The sequence below is a fragment of the Marinoscillum sp. HNIBRBA16962 genome (assembly GCF_057801515.1).
Genome location: NZ_CM173603.1, coordinates 2,731,626 through 2,746,952, shown reverse-complemented (window position 1 = coordinate 2,746,952; position 15,327 = coordinate 2,731,626). Strand labels below are relative to the sequence as shown.

At 42.4% G+C, this 15,327-nt stretch carries 12 protein-coding genes; 8 read left to right on the top strand and 4 right to left on the bottom strand.

Translation table 11 applies throughout. The features are described 5' to 3' along the window. The first annotated feature begins 304 nt into the window (after positions 1-304). Positions 305-493: a CPXCG motif-containing cysteine-rich protein gene (locus tag AC3E9V_RS11620; protein ID WP_488753367.1), complete on the top strand. Its 189-nt coding sequence runs from the start codon at positions 305-307 to the stop codon at positions 491-493. Here AC3E9V_RS11620 and AC3E9V_RS11615 read toward each other — a convergent pair whose 3' ends face one another. After that, positions 494-1,111 carry a hypothetical protein gene (locus AC3E9V_RS11615; protein ID WP_488753366.1) on the bottom strand — a complete coding sequence of 206 codons (618 nt, stop codon included), beginning with the start codon at positions 1,109-1,111 and terminating at the stop codon, positions 494-496. It abuts the gene before it with no gap. Positions 1,112-1,297: 186 nt separating this feature from the next. Continuing rightward, complete coding sequence (locus tag AC3E9V_RS11610) at positions 1,298-4,177, bottom strand: T9SS type A sorting domain-containing protein (RefSeq protein WP_488753365.1); 2,880 nt, start codon at positions 4,175-4,177, stop codon at positions 1,298-1,300. Positions 4,178-4,459: 282 nt separating this feature from the next. On the opposite strand from AC3E9V_RS11610, the gene AC3E9V_RS11605 reads away from it, so the two are divergent. The 3 genes from AC3E9V_RS11605 to AC3E9V_RS11595 all read left to right on the top strand — a co-directional run bounded on the left by AC3E9V_RS11605 (position 4,460) and on the right by AC3E9V_RS11595 (position 7,980). Further along, a complete protein-coding gene (locus AC3E9V_RS11605) occupies positions 4,460-6,280 on the top strand; it encodes a cation:proton antiporter (RefSeq protein ID WP_488753364.1) in 1,821 nt (606 codons plus the stop codon). A 59-nt stretch (positions 6,281-6,339) separates the two neighbouring features. Further along, a complete protein-coding gene (gene yaaA, locus AC3E9V_RS11600) occupies positions 6,340-7,104 on the top strand; it encodes a peroxide stress protein YaaA (protein WP_488753363.1) in 765 nt (254 codons plus the stop codon). Between the two features lie 162 nt (positions 7,105-7,266). After that, positions 7,267-7,980 carry a DUF4397 domain-containing protein gene (locus AC3E9V_RS11595; protein WP_488753362.1) on the top strand — a complete coding sequence of 238 codons (714 nt, stop codon included), beginning with the start codon at positions 7,267-7,269 and terminating at the stop codon, positions 7,978-7,980. Positions 7,981-8,039: 59 nt separating this feature from the next. Here the strand turns inward: AC3E9V_RS11595 and AC3E9V_RS11590 are convergent, their stop codons facing one another. After that, positions 8,040-8,234: a YwbE family protein gene (locus tag AC3E9V_RS11590; protein ID WP_488753361.1), complete on the bottom strand. Its 195-nt coding sequence runs from the start codon at positions 8,232-8,234 to the stop codon at positions 8,040-8,042. 82 nt (positions 8,235-8,316) lie between these two features. On the opposite strand from AC3E9V_RS11590, the gene AC3E9V_RS11585 reads away from it, so the two are divergent. Beyond that, on the top strand, positions 8,317-9,918 hold the full coding sequence (locus tag AC3E9V_RS11585) for an ABC-F family ATP-binding cassette domain-containing protein (protein ID WP_488753360.1): 1,602 nt from the start codon (positions 8,317-8,319) through the stop codon (positions 9,916-9,918). Between the two features lie 113 nt (positions 9,919-10,031). Then, positions 10,032-12,917 (top strand): tetratricopeptide repeat protein, encoded by a 2,886-nt coding sequence (locus tag AC3E9V_RS11580; protein ID WP_488753359.1) that lies wholly within the window; start codon positions 10,032-10,034, stop codon positions 12,915-12,917. Here the strand turns inward: AC3E9V_RS11580 and AC3E9V_RS11575 are convergent. After that, positions 12,873-13,277, bottom strand: coding sequence for a response regulator (locus AC3E9V_RS11575; RefSeq protein ID WP_488753358.1), 405 nt, complete (start codon positions 13,275-13,277; stop codon positions 12,873-12,875). The genes AC3E9V_RS11580 and AC3E9V_RS11575 overlap by 45 nt on opposite strands. 181 nt (positions 13,278-13,458) lie before the next feature. On the opposite strand from AC3E9V_RS11575, the gene AC3E9V_RS11570 reads away from it, so the two are divergent. Continuing rightward, positions 13,459-14,808, top strand: coding sequence for a WD40 repeat domain-containing protein (locus AC3E9V_RS11570; protein ID WP_488753357.1), 1,350 nt, complete (start codon positions 13,459-13,461; stop codon positions 14,806-14,808). A gap of 101 nt (positions 14,809-14,909) precedes the next feature. After that, complete coding sequence (locus AC3E9V_RS11565) at positions 14,910-15,236, top strand: hypothetical protein (RefSeq protein ID WP_488753356.1); 327 nt, start codon at positions 14,910-14,912, stop codon at positions 15,234-15,236. Positions 15,237-15,327 lie beyond the last annotated feature (91 nt).

Genomic DNA, 15,327 nt, shown 5'->3' with positions numbered 1-15,327 from the left:
GAAATAAATATTATTTCTCATTTTTGTTACATACCAACCCAAATATCGAATCAAGCCCCTATATTTCTGTAGAGCAACCGTGTTAACATAAGAAGATAATTTATCATCTACCGCCACCCGGGACTTCAGGAGTAATTTTAAGAGGCCTGAGTAAAAACCAAAAGTGCTAATTAATTAAAACACCCACAAGTTTTAGGACGATCCACTAAACATCTCTCCACAATTGATTTGAAATCAAAAAGCACTTAAGTACCTTTAGGTAGAAGGTAAAATTGTTCCTTTAACCCATTAACCCAAAACCACCATGCTACAGACAGAACATTTCTTCAATTGCCCCTACTGTGGAGCAGAGATCTCCCTGCTACTGGAAGTTTCCGATAAGCCTCAAAAGTATATTGAAGACTGTGAGGTATGCTGTAACCCGATTCAGGTCAATTATGAAATTGAAGAGGAAGAAATAGCGACTTTTGATGCTGTTTCTATTGAGCAGTAATCAACTGAACGAAACTTCTGACTGATCCAGTTCCTGTAGAATTCTGTTCACAGTGGACTCCACCTTTTCAAGTGCCATATTCTGGTTTTTTACAATTTCGTTCATTTCTGCATAGATCTGAATCTCATGGTCTTTCTTAGTGCCTTCTGAAAGAACAAGCGCGTTTTTCACATGGTACATGGCATACCTTAACGCCTCTCTACACTTTTCCTCTTCATTTTTCTCCAGAAAACCCTTAGCTGCTTTTACCTGGCTAAAGGTAAGGGCCAAAAGCATATTCACGCTTGCCCGGTTGATCTGATCTTTAGGTACCTGCTTGTCAAGAGCTCTGTCGTAAACGTCCTTTAGCTCAGCAAGCGCTTTTGCAACTTTATCTTCACTCCGCGGATGGATCTCTTTTCTTAACCGGTCTATCTGCTCAATCCCTTCTTTAAGCTCACCGATACTTCTGTAATAGCTATCTTCTTCGAAATAGAGCTTTGAGTTCACCAGATGTATGGACGGTTTTATGGCTTTTTGTGTAAGGGTGATGGGCCTGCTCCTGTGATGGTAAAATTGCAGGGCAAAAAGGATATTAAACATCACCAGTAAGACGGCAATATAGGATAGTGCTCTCATCAAGACCAATTTAGTTAACCTTAATTAAGCAACACCATAGTGGAAGAAATGTTGCATTTTTCTGAGTTTTTCCGGCTAAAAAGCCGGAAAACTCAGTGTAGCAAAAAAGATTATTTCTACTTATCAGATTGCGATTAAGCAATAAGTGGAGAGTAGAATCATTCAATATAACTTGACAAAGCAGGATTATTTAATAATCAGCCTTTCAATGCTATCAGACTGACCTCCATTGATCTTCAGGAAATACTGCCCTTTGGACAGGCCACTGGTTAGCGCTCCCAGGTTAATTACTCCCTGAGCGTCTGCTTTTACCCATTGCTGTCCACGCAAGCGTCCCGTAAAATCATAAATCCTTACGGCTATCTCCTCAGTCTCACCCTTTTGATCTATCCTGTCCTTTTGATATATCCTAAGGTTTAATTTTCCCTGGTAAGATGGATTTGGGTATACTTCGTAGGAAAGGTGACATTCATCATGGTTATCACCTGACTGTGCATCTTCCGAAACAGGACAAAGTTCACCCCCGTTCCTGCTGGCCCCGGCAACTACCCGAAAATCACCTGCGATCAAACCTGGCCCGATAGGTTCGGAACAGCTCGTGTGGATCCGAATACCGGATTGATCTGTCTTTACTATGATTTCAGGACCTAAAGTGCCAGTCCGATCCTCACCCCAGAAGGTGAATGCTTCTCCCGAAGAAACCAAACCTTCAAATACAACCTTTTTATCGTTTCGCTGCATAACCTGAATGTTTGACTCCTGACTTCCCAGATACTCCAGAGTAAGCCAGGTTACTTTACCATCACAGCATCCATCAGATGTGATGGTATCCTGAGTGGTCTCACATGAATCCGGAGCTACCAACTCAAAAACTTCCGAACCAAAGCATCCGCCGGCATCATATACACCTACCTCGTAGCTACCGGCATGGAGGCCTGATACTGATGAGGTAACTTCTCCGGAGCTCCAGTCAAAAGTGTATGGCGACTCCCCCCCGGAAATACTCAAACTTATGCTACCATCACCACCGTCGCATGTAGGATGAGCTATTGATGAAGAGATTGTCAAAGTGGTTTGCGGCCTTACATAAAATAAGCGCGACTTTTCACAGCCTTTTTGATCCGAGACAGTGACTTCATAGTAACCGGATCCAATACTATCAAGGGAAGCGGATGTAGATCCATCGGACCATAGATATTCGTAAGGCTCCTCCCCTCCGGTCACCTTTAATTCAATAGCTCCGGAAAGAGAGTCACTGCAATCTAATTGTGTTATCGTTCCGCTGATATTTAGTGGCTGAAACGGCTCAGAAACCTCAATAGAGCTGGTGGCTTCACAACCGTTGGCATCCACCACTTCCACTGTGTAAGTTCCTGCACTGTCAGGTGTAATAGCATCTGTTCCAGGTACACCATTCCAGGTAAAAGTATATGGAGAAGTACCTCCACTTACAGTTGCCTGAAGATCTGTGTCCAGGCAGAAATCATAATCAAGGGTCACCTGCAGTGTAGCAGGTTCCTCAATGGAGAATGTTTTTGTCACAGAGCACCCCAGACTATCAACTACAGTCAATACATATTCCCCGGCCGCTAATTCTGACCTGGTCAGGGTGGTGTCTCCGGAATCCCAGAAAATATCAAAAGGACCTGTACCTGATAACGAATCGATGATAATAGCCCCGTCTACATTTCCCGTGCAGGAAATTTGATTTACCGTTGCATAAATCTGAGGCTCTGACGGAGCTGTAAGCTCAAAAGAAAAGGATTCGCTACAGGTCTCACCCCTGGAATCAGTGATTGTCAGATCGTAAGCCCCACCCCCCACGTCTGTAAGGTTTTGAGTCGTATCTCCTGTGCTCCACAGGTAGCTAAAGGATCCGTGACTACCTTCTACTGTCAACTCTATAGCTCCATCAGTCCCGTCATAGCACGTAGGCAATACATAAGAGGGAGTGGCCTCTACAAACGCTATGGCATCAACAGTCAATGAATCAGTGGCCTGGCAACCATTAATATCTGTAACAATCACTGAATAAGCTCCAGGCTCAGAGACTGATATTTCATCTTCAGTGGAGCCTCCAGACCACATATAGGTATATGGAGATGCTCCCCCGGAGACCGCTGCACGCAGAGAACCATTCAGACATTCGTTTTCCTGGATCACAACAGAGAGATCATTTATTTCTCCTATTTCGTAAGTTTCTAAAATCATGCAGCCATTATTGTCTGTAACCTCAAGAGTGTAGCTGCCACTACTCAGCCCTGAAACTGTCTGAGAAGAATCCCCTGTTGACCAGGAATACACATATGGTGATGTACCTCCTGTGGCTTCTACTGAGATCTGTCCACCTGTATCCTGCCCACATGTCAGTATTGTTTGCTCTGAGGTAAGCTCCAGAACTGGTGGACCGCTTATAGAAAAAGTACTGTCCACAGAATTACCGCTAGCATCCTGAATACTTACGGAGTAATCGCCTGCAATCAGGTTGGAACGATCTTCTGTAGTGGCTCCATCACTCCATTCGTATACGTATGGAGGAAGGCCTCCACTGACCGTTAAGCTGATCGCTCCTAAACTATCTCCGAAACATTGATTGTTAGTTATATCCGCAGATAGATCGAGTGATACCGAACAGGAATGACCAAAGGCATCCTGGTAAGCTAAAACTGTGAAGTATCCCTTTGTCTGGTTGAGAATATCTTCTGAACAGGATGTGTGAAAAGTCACCTCGGAATCGGGTATTTCTTTTACCCGGAAGTAAGTCTTGGTCTTCACACTGCCGTGTAAAAAATCAGATTTGTCTACAAATAACTGATCACCTGAGGACACCTCCTCAAACTCCGTTACAAGATCCTTTTGCTCCCGGGTAGCAAAAACCTGGATCGTTTCTCCTGATGGACCATCATACCTCACCGTCATGTATTGAACACCAAATTCACATAAACAGTCTTCTGAACAGTCTTCATGATCTTCATGATCTTGATGATCTTGCCCAACAGTTTGAAATGTAATTAAACAACAAAGTAAATAGCCAAAGAAAATTGGCCTTCGGTAAATTTTTCGCATAGTCTGGCTGATTAAAAACTTTTATTTGCAGCCTACAGCCAGATCAATGCCAGAAAACTACTTTTTAAGAAAAAGCCTGTAATTAAGTCTAAAATTCCACAGTCCCAATAAGTTAGTCTTTCGTAAAGAAATATACCTTACAAAATTTTTTTACCAGTTCAAGAAAATTTTTATCAAAATGAAAAAATTGAATCAAACCCAAAGCCGATTAATTAGCATTTCACCAAACTTATTTGGGTCTTCTTTATTTACTATTACCTCAGCTTAAACTAATATTACAACATGCTCGAACTCGCCAGTATTTTTGTGCTCGGAATTTTCGCACAGTGGCTTGCCTGGAAAATCAAGCAGCCGGCAATCCTTCCGCTGATCCTCATAGGTTTAGCGATCGGTCCGGTCTCTACTTTTTTTACTCCGAATGGAGAGAAGCTGATCAATGGAGATGCGATCTTCTCCGGAGATCTCTTATTTTCTTTTGTCTCCATTGCTGTGGGCATAGTTTTATTTGAAGGAGGACTTACGCTAAATCTCCGGGAAGTCAAAAACCTGGCTGGAACAGTCAGAAACCTCCTGACCATTGGGGCGCTGGTTACTTTCGTTGGTGCTGCCATCACCACCCATTACATCATGGAGCTCAGTTGGGAGATGTCTTTCCTGTTTGGCGCTTTGATCATCGTCACGGGCCCTACTGTGATCATGCCCATCCTCCGAAATGTCCGGCCAAACTCCAATGTAAATACAGTTCTGAAATGGGAAGGTATTCTCATAGATCCTTTTGGAGCACTGGTCGCCGTATTGATGTATGAATTTATCATATCTTCTCAGCATGGATCCAACTATGGGATAGAGGTTTTCCAGGACTTTTTCATCACTATATCCGCCGGGATCGTATCCGGGGGACTAGGTGCCCTTTTCCTGTATTCACTCATCAAAAATAATGCACTACCTGGCTACCTCAGAAATGTCTTCACATTGGCGTTGGTTATCTTCACTTTTGCATTTTCTGAACTGATCCACGCAGAAGCCGGCCTGCTGGCTGCCACCGTGATGGGCATTGTCCTGGCTAACATCAAACTGCCAGAAGTCAGGAAGATCCTCTCTTTCAAAGAGGATGTTAGCATTATTCTCATTTCCGTTTTGTTCATTTTGCTTTCATCCCGGATCGATATTATCCAGATCGAAAAGCTGGGGTCAGGAAGCCTGATCCTGTTTGCAATAGTCATTCTGATCATCAGGCCTTTGGGAGTGTTTTTGAGCACATTCAAGTCCCATTTGAACTGGAGAGAAATCTTGTTCGTGTCCTGGATCGGCCCCCGGGGGATAGTAGCTGCAGCTGTGGCTTCCCTCTTTTCGCTAGACCTGATCAAGGAAGGAACTTATGCAAAAGAAGCAGAGCTGCTGCTCCCGCTGGTATTCCTGATCATCGTAGGTACAGTCATCCTTCAGGGGTCCACCGCCAAGCTGGCAGCCTCACTACTCGGCGTAGTAAGATCCGTGCCAAACGGTATCCTGATCGTGGGCGCTAATGAACTGGCCCGACAGATCGCTGTGAAACTGCAAGAAAATAAAGTATATGTGTTACTGGTGGACACTTCCGCCCCTAATGTAAAGGAAGCAAGGAAAGCAGACCTGAATGCCCTGCAAGCCAACATCCTATCAGACGCTATCTTTGAAGATGTCGATCTGTCTAAGATCGGAAAGGTAGCAGCTATGACATCAAATTCCGGATTGAATGACCTTGCCTGTAAATGGTTTGAAAAAGACCTTGGTGAGAAGAACACCTACAGATTGGCCAGTAAAGAAGAATCTGATAACCCCAATATACCTCTGCCAAAAAACGTGCTTTTCAACTCAAGAATAGATTTTGTAAGCCTTGTTCAACTACTTCGTAAAAAACAGCCTTTTGCTGAAAGCACCTTTGAGAATCAGGCCGCTTATGAAGAATTTGAAGAAAAAAATAAAAATAAGATCGTCCCCATCTTTTTTAAGGGTGAGGCAGAAGACTTTGAATTGATTTCCGGATTTAGCCATAAATCGGAAAAACAGAATACATTAATCTTTCTTAAGAAAACCAATTTTAACCTGGATAATGAAGATAATTAGCCAAACTTTTAGATACGGTAAATGGTTAATCCAACTGAAACAATAACAATAAGGCAAAGATGATAGCTGTACTTTCACCTGCAAAGACACTCGATTTTGAAACGGAAATAGATTATACACCCACCAAACCCAGGTTACTAACAAAGTCAGAAAAGCTCATCGAAGTACTCAGAGAAAAAGACGAATCTGAGGTACAGGAGCTTATGAACCTCAGTGAAAAGCTTGCCTCACTCAATGTGGAACGATATCATGCTTTTTCTCCCAGGCATACTAAAAAAAATGCCAAGCAAAGCATATTCGCTTTCCAGGGAGATGTGTACCAGGGACTTGAGGCTGAAAATTTCAGTGAGGAGGATGTAGATTTTGCACAGACTCACATCAGGATGCTTTCCGGCCTTTACGGGCTCCTGAGGCCATTGGACCTGATCCAGCCTTATCGTCTGGAGATGGGTACTAAACTCCAGGTAAATGGTCACAAGAACCTGTATCAATTTTGGGGAGATGAAATAATAAACCTTCTTCAGAAAGACCTCAAAGCACAAGGTGACAACATCATCATCAACCTGGCCTCTAACGAATATTTTAGATCTATAGACAAGGATAGCCTCAAAGCCAATGTCATGGAAGTGTCATTCAAAGACTTCAAAAACGGTAAGTACAAAATCATATCCTTTTATGCCAAAAAAGCAAGGGGGATGATGGCCAGGTATATCGTCAAAAACAGGATAAAAAATATCGAAGAGCTTAAAGGGTTTGACTATGGAGGATATCAGTATGATGAGCCATCGTCAGATTCCACAACACTTTCATTTTTAAGAGGTTAGGGAAAACATTCCCTGAAATCCTGACATGAAAAATACGTCATTTTTTCATGTAAATCTGTCACTACTCCATTACTTATCATTTAAGAGCACAAATTGATTAATGGCATACTCTTTGCTCGGTTTTGTGTGGTTATGAATCTTAAAATGAAAGGAGTAATGATTATGAATTATTGGAAAGAAAAAATTCTAAAAGTGAACTTACCGGTTTTATTGGCCATCGTTGGTCTGATAGGTTTCACATCATGCGACAATGACGATGAGGATGACATTGAACCCGTGTCCATAGCGTATGTTTCATTATATAACGCCTCACCGGATTCTCCGGGATTAGACATTTCAGTGGATAACAGGCAAATCAATGCTTATCCATTTGATTATGCGGATAACACTGGATATCTGAGGTTTTATACCGGAGAACGAAACCTGCGATTTTCTCCATTTGATGCAAGTAATGTTACACTGGATACCTTAACCACCTTTGAACAAGGGAAAGCATATTCAGTGTTTTTAGCAGGAGAATTTCCGGATATGGAAGCTTTGATCTTAAATGACAATGCGCCGGAACCTGCAGATGGTCACGCCAATATTCGGATAGTTCATCTTTCACCTGATGCAGGTAATGTAGATCTGGAGACAGCCGGTATGGAAACTCCGGTCTTTGAAGATCAGGCTTACAAAGACTATACGTCCTTCTCCGAAATAGATGCAGGGAGTCATAATTTTGAGGTCCGAGCTGCAGACGGCTCAGAAACTGTTTTGGAGATACCTGACGTATACCTTTCCGAGGGGCTTTACTATACTATCCTTGTAAGAGGATATAGCAACCCTCCAGGTGGTAATGAAAACTTCTTAAGTGCGCAGGTTTTAGTAAACTGAGTATAAAAAACAGGGGCTCAACAATGGATGTTGAGCCCTTATTACTATCTTAATTTCGCTCAATCCAGTACCTCTTTTACTCTGCCTACCTGACCATCATCAAGTCGCACTTTAATTCCATGTGGGTGTGTGGGCATTCTGGTCAGGACATCCTTGACAACTCCTTCTGTAAGTGTACCGGTTTGTTGGTCCTTTTTTAGAACGATCCTCACGTGAACACCTGGCTTGATAAATGTTCTGTCTGTTTCTTTCATAAATGGCCGTAGTAAGATACGAAAGCAATTAGTTATTGGCTAATAAATGACCTAATTTTGCGCTCTTAAATTTTTCTAAGAAATGATCTCAACTGAAAATATATCACTGCAATTCGGAAAACGTGTTCTTTTTGAGGATGTAAATATCAAATTTACCTCAGGCAACTGCTACGGTATCATAGGCGCTAACGGAGCGGGGAAATCCACGTTTCTCAAAATATTAAGTGGTGAAATAAATCCCAATGCCGGGCATATACATATCGAGCCGGGAAAACGAATGGCCGTTCTGCGGCAAAACCACAATGAGTTTGATGAATATACAGTATTAGATACAGTGCTCATCGGGCATAAAGAGCTATGGGAGATCATGAAGGAGAAAGATGCCATCTATGCCAAACCTGATTTTTCAGAGGCCGATGGCAATCGCGCTTCCGAGTTGGAGGCAAAGTTTGCTGAAATGGACGGCTGGAATGCCGAATCGGATGCAGCCGCTCTTTTAAGTGGTCTGGGCATCACTGAGAGCGAGCATTACAAACCCATGGACCAGCTGAGCGGTCAGCTCAAAGTACGTGTTTTGCTTGCCCAGGCCCTCTTTGGTAATCCCGATATACTTATCCTGGATGAGCCAACCAACGACCTGGACATCAAAACCATTAACTGGCTGGAGGACTACTTACTGGATTTTAAAAACACAGTGATTGTGGTATCTCACGACAGGCACTTTCTGGATACGGTATGCACACACATCGCAGATATCGATTTTGGAGCAATCAAAATTTTTACAGGAAACTATACCTTCTGGTATGAGTCCAGCCAGCTGGCCTTAAGTCAGCGAGCTACAGCAAATAAAAAGGCAGACGAAAAGAAAAAAGAATTGCAGGAGTTTATCGCACGGTTCAGCGCCAATGCTTCCAAATCCAGGCAGGCTACGAGTCGCCGGAAGCTTCTGGATAAGATCAACGTTGAAGAAATCCAGCCCTCCAACCGGAAATACCCAGCCGTCATTTTCAACCAAAACCGGGAAGCAGGAGATCAAATCCTTGAAATCAAAGGCTTGACAAAACACGTGGAAGGAGAACCCCTGATTAATGGTCTGGATCTATTTGTAAACAAAGGAGACAAGATTGCCTTCGTAAGTGATAACAGCACGGCAATTACTTCACTGTTTCGTATTTTAATGGGTGAGACTAAAGCAGACGGTGGTTCTTTTAAGTTTGGTCAAACGGTAACTACAGCTTACCTGCCCCAGGATAATGAAGAATACTTCCAATCTGACGAAAACCTGATTGACTGGCTCAGGCAATACTCTGACGGAGAAAAGGATGAGGTATACATTCGGGGTTTTTTGGGAAAAATGCTTTTTACAGGTCAGGAAACATTAAAAAAATGCAAAGTGCTCTCAGGAGGTGAAAAAGTACGGTGCATGCTCTCCCGAATGATGCTGCAGGGAGCCAACCTTCTGATTCTGGACGAACCCACAAACCACCTGGACCTGGAATCTATTACTGCTCTGAATAACTCACTAAAAAGCTTTCCGGGAACCGTATTGTTCACTTCTCATGACCATACATTTACGCAGACAATTGCCAGCAGGATCGTGGAGATTTCGCCAGATGGTTTTTCGGATAAGTTAGGTACGTATGAAGACTTTATAGCCAAAAAACAGTTAGAATTAACCAGCTAAATTCCGGCTTTATAACGAATCTTCTAGGGTCATGTAGTATTTCACCCCGTTCATAACTGTTTATTAGCAATTTTGGTGGTTTTTAGGTTATTTACGAATGCCATAAAAGAGCCATGCGGTACCTAGCCACCATAATGCTTGTTTTGACCCTCTCCTCAGCCCCTGGACAGACAAAGATCATCGATAGCCTGAAAAATGAACTCGATCAGAAAACAATCATTGATGAGTCGTATGTAGACCTGGTTAATGAAATTTCCTTTCAGTACCTGCTGGCAGACCCATCTTCTGCTAATGAATGGATTACTAGAGGCGCAATATTATCCGATTCACTAAACTATAAGAGGGGAACAGTTAGGGCTGTTGTAAACAAGGGAAGTAGTTACTGGACGGTCGGTTTGTTTGATATGGCCCTGGCAAAGTACCTGGAAGCTATCTCCCTGGGTGCAGATTCCGTCACTTACATCATCCTCTGTAACAATATTGGTGAAGTCTTTAAAAAGAAACGTCAATATGACTCTTCATTCCACTATTATTTCAAAGGGATGCAGGTTGCGGAAAAAATTCCCTGGATATTTCCAGCAATGCTTCCGGCTAACATTGGGGAGACATATTTTATCATTGGCAAATATGACTCAGCCAGGCACTATTACCAACAGTCGTATGACAGTGCCAGTAAACAGCAAAATGACCGCTCTGTTGCTTATGCCCTATCCGGACTGGGAGATATAGCTTACCAGGAAGGCAGGTTTGAAAAAGCGATTGAAAACCACCTCCGAGCATTGGAAATCAGAAGAAGTATCAACGATAAGCGAGGCATTATCCAGTCGCTTCAGACCTTGGGTAAGTATGAGCTTGAATCTCCTGCACCTTCCAAAGCGCTTACCTACTTCAATGAAGCCGAAGAACTGTCAAATGAAGTGGATGCCAAAGACCTGCTTAGCCAAACCTTTAAGTTGAAGGCCGAATACCACCGGAAAACTGCGGACTTTGAAAAAGCTATCAAATACCTGACCAGGCACCAATCACTAAAGGATAGTGTCGAGGTTGTGGAGTTTTCGAATAACATTGAAAATATCAAGGCTGCCCTCAATTCTGAAGTAAGAGAAACAGAAAACAAGCTGCTAACGGAGCAACAAAAGAAACATGTAAATTCCCTGAAAATACAGGGAGTCATGCTGACGGTCATTATTTTCATCGTAATTGTCCTGATCGTACTGTTAAATAAATACTTCAAAAGCCTGCAGTACTCTAAGCAGACCAGCATTAACCTGGATAAGCTCAATAAGGTGATCCTCAATAAAAACAAAGAAATAAAAGACATCAATGAGCGCCTCGATCAGCAACTTCTTACCACCAACAGACTACTCAGTGAAAGTGAGCGGCTTTCTAAGTTAGGAGGATGGAACTATGACATAGAAACGGGTGAAATGTACTGGACTGACGAAATGTATCGTCAGTTACAACTGGATCCAAGTGAAGTTATGCCCTCGCTGAAAGTCCTCAGGAAAAGACTGGGGAAACAGGAGTATCACAAGATACAATTGGCTCTACGCAACCTGATCAAAGAAAAAAAGCCGCAAAATACGGATGTTTTTCTCAAAACCGTAAGGTCTTCTAAAACCCTCAGCATAAAACTGATACCTGAATTTAGGGATGGAAAACTATACAGGATCTACGGGTCAAATCACGATATCACCGAAGCTGTAAATACTGAGAAAAAAGAAGTAACCATACTTCAAACACTATTCAGGCTATCAAAAATGGCCAACCTCAAAGAAGTCAGTTTTAAAACATTTATCGAGGACCTTCTTAGAGAATCTGCAGTCACACTTGAAGTAGAGCGTGTGAGTTTTTGGCTATACAACAAAGAAGAAAAGGCAATCTTCTGCTACAGTAGATACAATCACACAGACGGTTCTTTTCATTCGGATGACATAATGAAAGAGCAGGATTACCCTATCTATTTTAGTGCAATGAAACAAAATCGTGTAATTGCCGCTCACGATGCATTCAAAGATGAAAGAACCACCGAGTTCACCAGTTCCTACCTGCTCAAAAATCACATCCGGTCCATTATGGACGCACGTATTTTGTTACACGGAGAGCTTTTAGGGGTAGTTTGCTTTGAAAAAACTGTTACGCCTGTCACCTGGAGCTATTCAGACCAGAGATTTGCCGGTACCATCTCAGAGCTCATTTCAAATGCATTTTCAATCAGTCAGAATTTACAGTTGGAAAAGGAAAAGGGAGAGCTTATTAAAAGGCTGTTAAAGCGCAATCAAAACCTTAAAGAATTTGCATACGTGGTTTCTCACAACCTTCGTGACCCGGTCACCCAGATATTAGGCTTGTCCTCTATCTATGACAAACCGGCGGGTGAAGACCTCTCTGATGAAATAATTCCAAGGATCAGGACATCAGCCGGCAACCTGGACAAGGTGATTAAAGACCTTACAATGGTCCTCAGACAACAAGAGGATTCTAAAGAAGCTCCTCAGGATACATTGCTGATAGAAGGCTTTGAGCTGGCCAAGAGCAACATAGAGGCGGAAGTAAAAGCTATTAACCCTAAAATTAATCTTCAGTTTGATAATGATTTTACCCTTACCATCCAACCTTCCGTGTTGTTTAACATTTTATACAACTTACTGTCCAATTCGCTGAAATACAGAAAGGACGAGGGTGAGCTTGAAATTACACTTACCGCAGAGTCTGCTGAAGAATCAGACATTATTACGTTTCGGGATAATGGCAAAGGAATCGATTTGGAACGGTTCGGGGAAAAAATGTTTAAAATGTATGAACGCTTTCACCTGGATATAGAAGGAAATGGCCTGGGACTATACCTGGTGAAAAACCAGATAGAAAATATGGGTGGAAGTATTGAAGTAAAAAGCAAGCCCGGCGAGGGTACTACTTTTATCATTAAACTACCAAACAATGAATCTCACCTTTCAAAAGAACCGGGCAAGAATATCATCCAACATTTCGTAAGTTAATGGTTTGGTAATAAACCCCGCTACCCCATCCATTGCCTCAGCCTTTTTCCGATCATCAGGGTTGATGCTGGAAGTAAGTATGATCAGCACTATGTTTTTCCTGATTTCTTTGGGGAGCCCACAAAAGGCTTCAATAAATTCCCAACCATTCATTAAAGGCATGTTGATGTCCACAAAAGCAAGGCTTCGTTTACCATCAGATTCCTTTTGAAGGTATTGGAGAGCCTGTTCTCCGGTAGTAAAAAGCACCACCTCCTCTACAATCCCTGTCTGCCTGATAATCACCTTATTCAGGTAATTGGTAGACTCATCGTCATCTATCAGGATGACCCTGGGGACAGTTTTTGTTTGAGCAGTCATTTTTAGAGCGACTTGCGAAATCATGAAGTAGTCACGGTAAATACGCATAACCTTATCTATAAGTTAATAAATCCACGGATAATTTTTCAGTTTATCAATTTGATGACTCCCATAAAATTTGAATAAATGACATTGCATCTATTCATTTTTACACTTAACTTGAAAGGAAACCCGATAAATTATGAACTGCATCAGAGGTTTCATTTCCGTACTATTCTCCTTTTGGTCATTAATAGTGGTTGGTCAGCTTGATTCGCTGGAATTTTACAAGGAAAAGCTGGCACAAACACAGCATCAACTGGAAGCTTTAAGGTACACCGAGCTGATTCAGTCCATGTCTCAGCGATCACAACTTACACCTAATTACATGACAGAATTAAAGGCCCTTATTGCAAGACAAGCTTATAATTTCTGGAAGGAAAGCCCGGAGGATAAATACGTTTCACACCTTACTATTTATTCTGCATTGTATTATGCAAACAAAGTGCTGACCAGCGAGTCCAAGGATCTTGACTTTTACGGGATGATGAGAACCCCCATTGCTTACAATCAGGCTACTGGCCACGAAGAGCATGTTACTTCCATCCAGTTTGGCAGTGATCCCAATTATTTCTATTCAGCCGGATCAGATGGAAGGGTAATTAAGTGGGACCTCTCCAATATTAAGAACATACCAGAGGTTATCTATGACGGGGATCACCTTATCACATCTGTGGACATAAGCTATGATGGCAACTGGATGCTTATCGTTACCAAAAAAGAGGGCATAATCCTGCTAAACCTGAATACTGTGGGTAGTGAATCTCCACAAATGGCGATAGACCCCTCTCCTGCCCAGGCTGCCGTTTTTATGCCTGATGAACTCAAATACCTGGTGGCAGATCAGTTTGGTAAAATACGGATCAAGGATTTTTCAAATCACAACAGGGAAGTAGGAAGCTCGGCTTCTAAGGTGCTCAGCTTTGCGGTGAAGGAAAGTGACAATAAGATTTTTGCAGGCACAGAGGAAGGTCTCGTCCATATCTGGAAAGATACCATGCATTCTGTACTGTATTCTCAAAAGATCAGGGCCATTCACTCGTTGGCGATAAGTCATGACCAGCAATACCTGGCTTTAGGTGATGAATTTGGAGAAGCTATAATCTGGGATGTAAATGATCGCGAGATAATAAGAAAGATATCAGGACATTCTTCTGCTATCACAAAGGTGGAATTCAGCCCGGATGACCGATCGTTACTTACTGCCAGCAGGGACGGAACGATCAGGGTCTGGGACTTGCAAAATACCAAACGCCTTCCACTGGTTTTGGATGATCACAATGGCTGGGTTCTTTCAGCCACGTTCAATACCACAGGTGATATGATTATCTCCGGGTCAGCAGATAAAAACATCCGGGTGTTCCCAACCACTCCTGAAAAGCTGGCAGAGCGAATCTGCAACCTGGTCAGCAGAAACCTCACTCACGAAGAATGGCAGGAATATGCAGGAGATGACATTCCTTATCAGAAAACCTGTCCGGATATCGAATAATAGAATCATTCTGATAAGAAACTGACATACAGGGATTTACCTTTCAACAAGCCGGTGTAACCTCTGGTCCAACATAAGCCATCAAAACAGGCTCATAAGGTATGAGGTTGATTATCAGTCATTTACTAAAAACTATATCTCTTATTACTGCAATTGGTCTTTTCTCCTGCGAAAAGGTTCCACAAAAGACCTCAGTTATTGATCCTGCAGAGCCATTCACATTTGACCTAAAGGACATTAAGAAGCGAGATACATTAAGGGTGATCACTACCTATTCTTCTCATAGCTATTTTCTATACCGTGGAGAAACTATGAGTTATGACAATGAAATGGCCAGAAGGCTTGCAAATGTCAGAGAGATCTTTGAGCGGTACAACTACTACAAGGAGTTTGTACCTGATCAAAATTCCGAACTGATTGAGAATTAATCGTCAACCACATATCCCTTCCCAGGGAAAAATTCAGGCTGACAGCATCATGCCGGTACACGTGAGGTGTAGAATCCGGAAATTTCCTTAA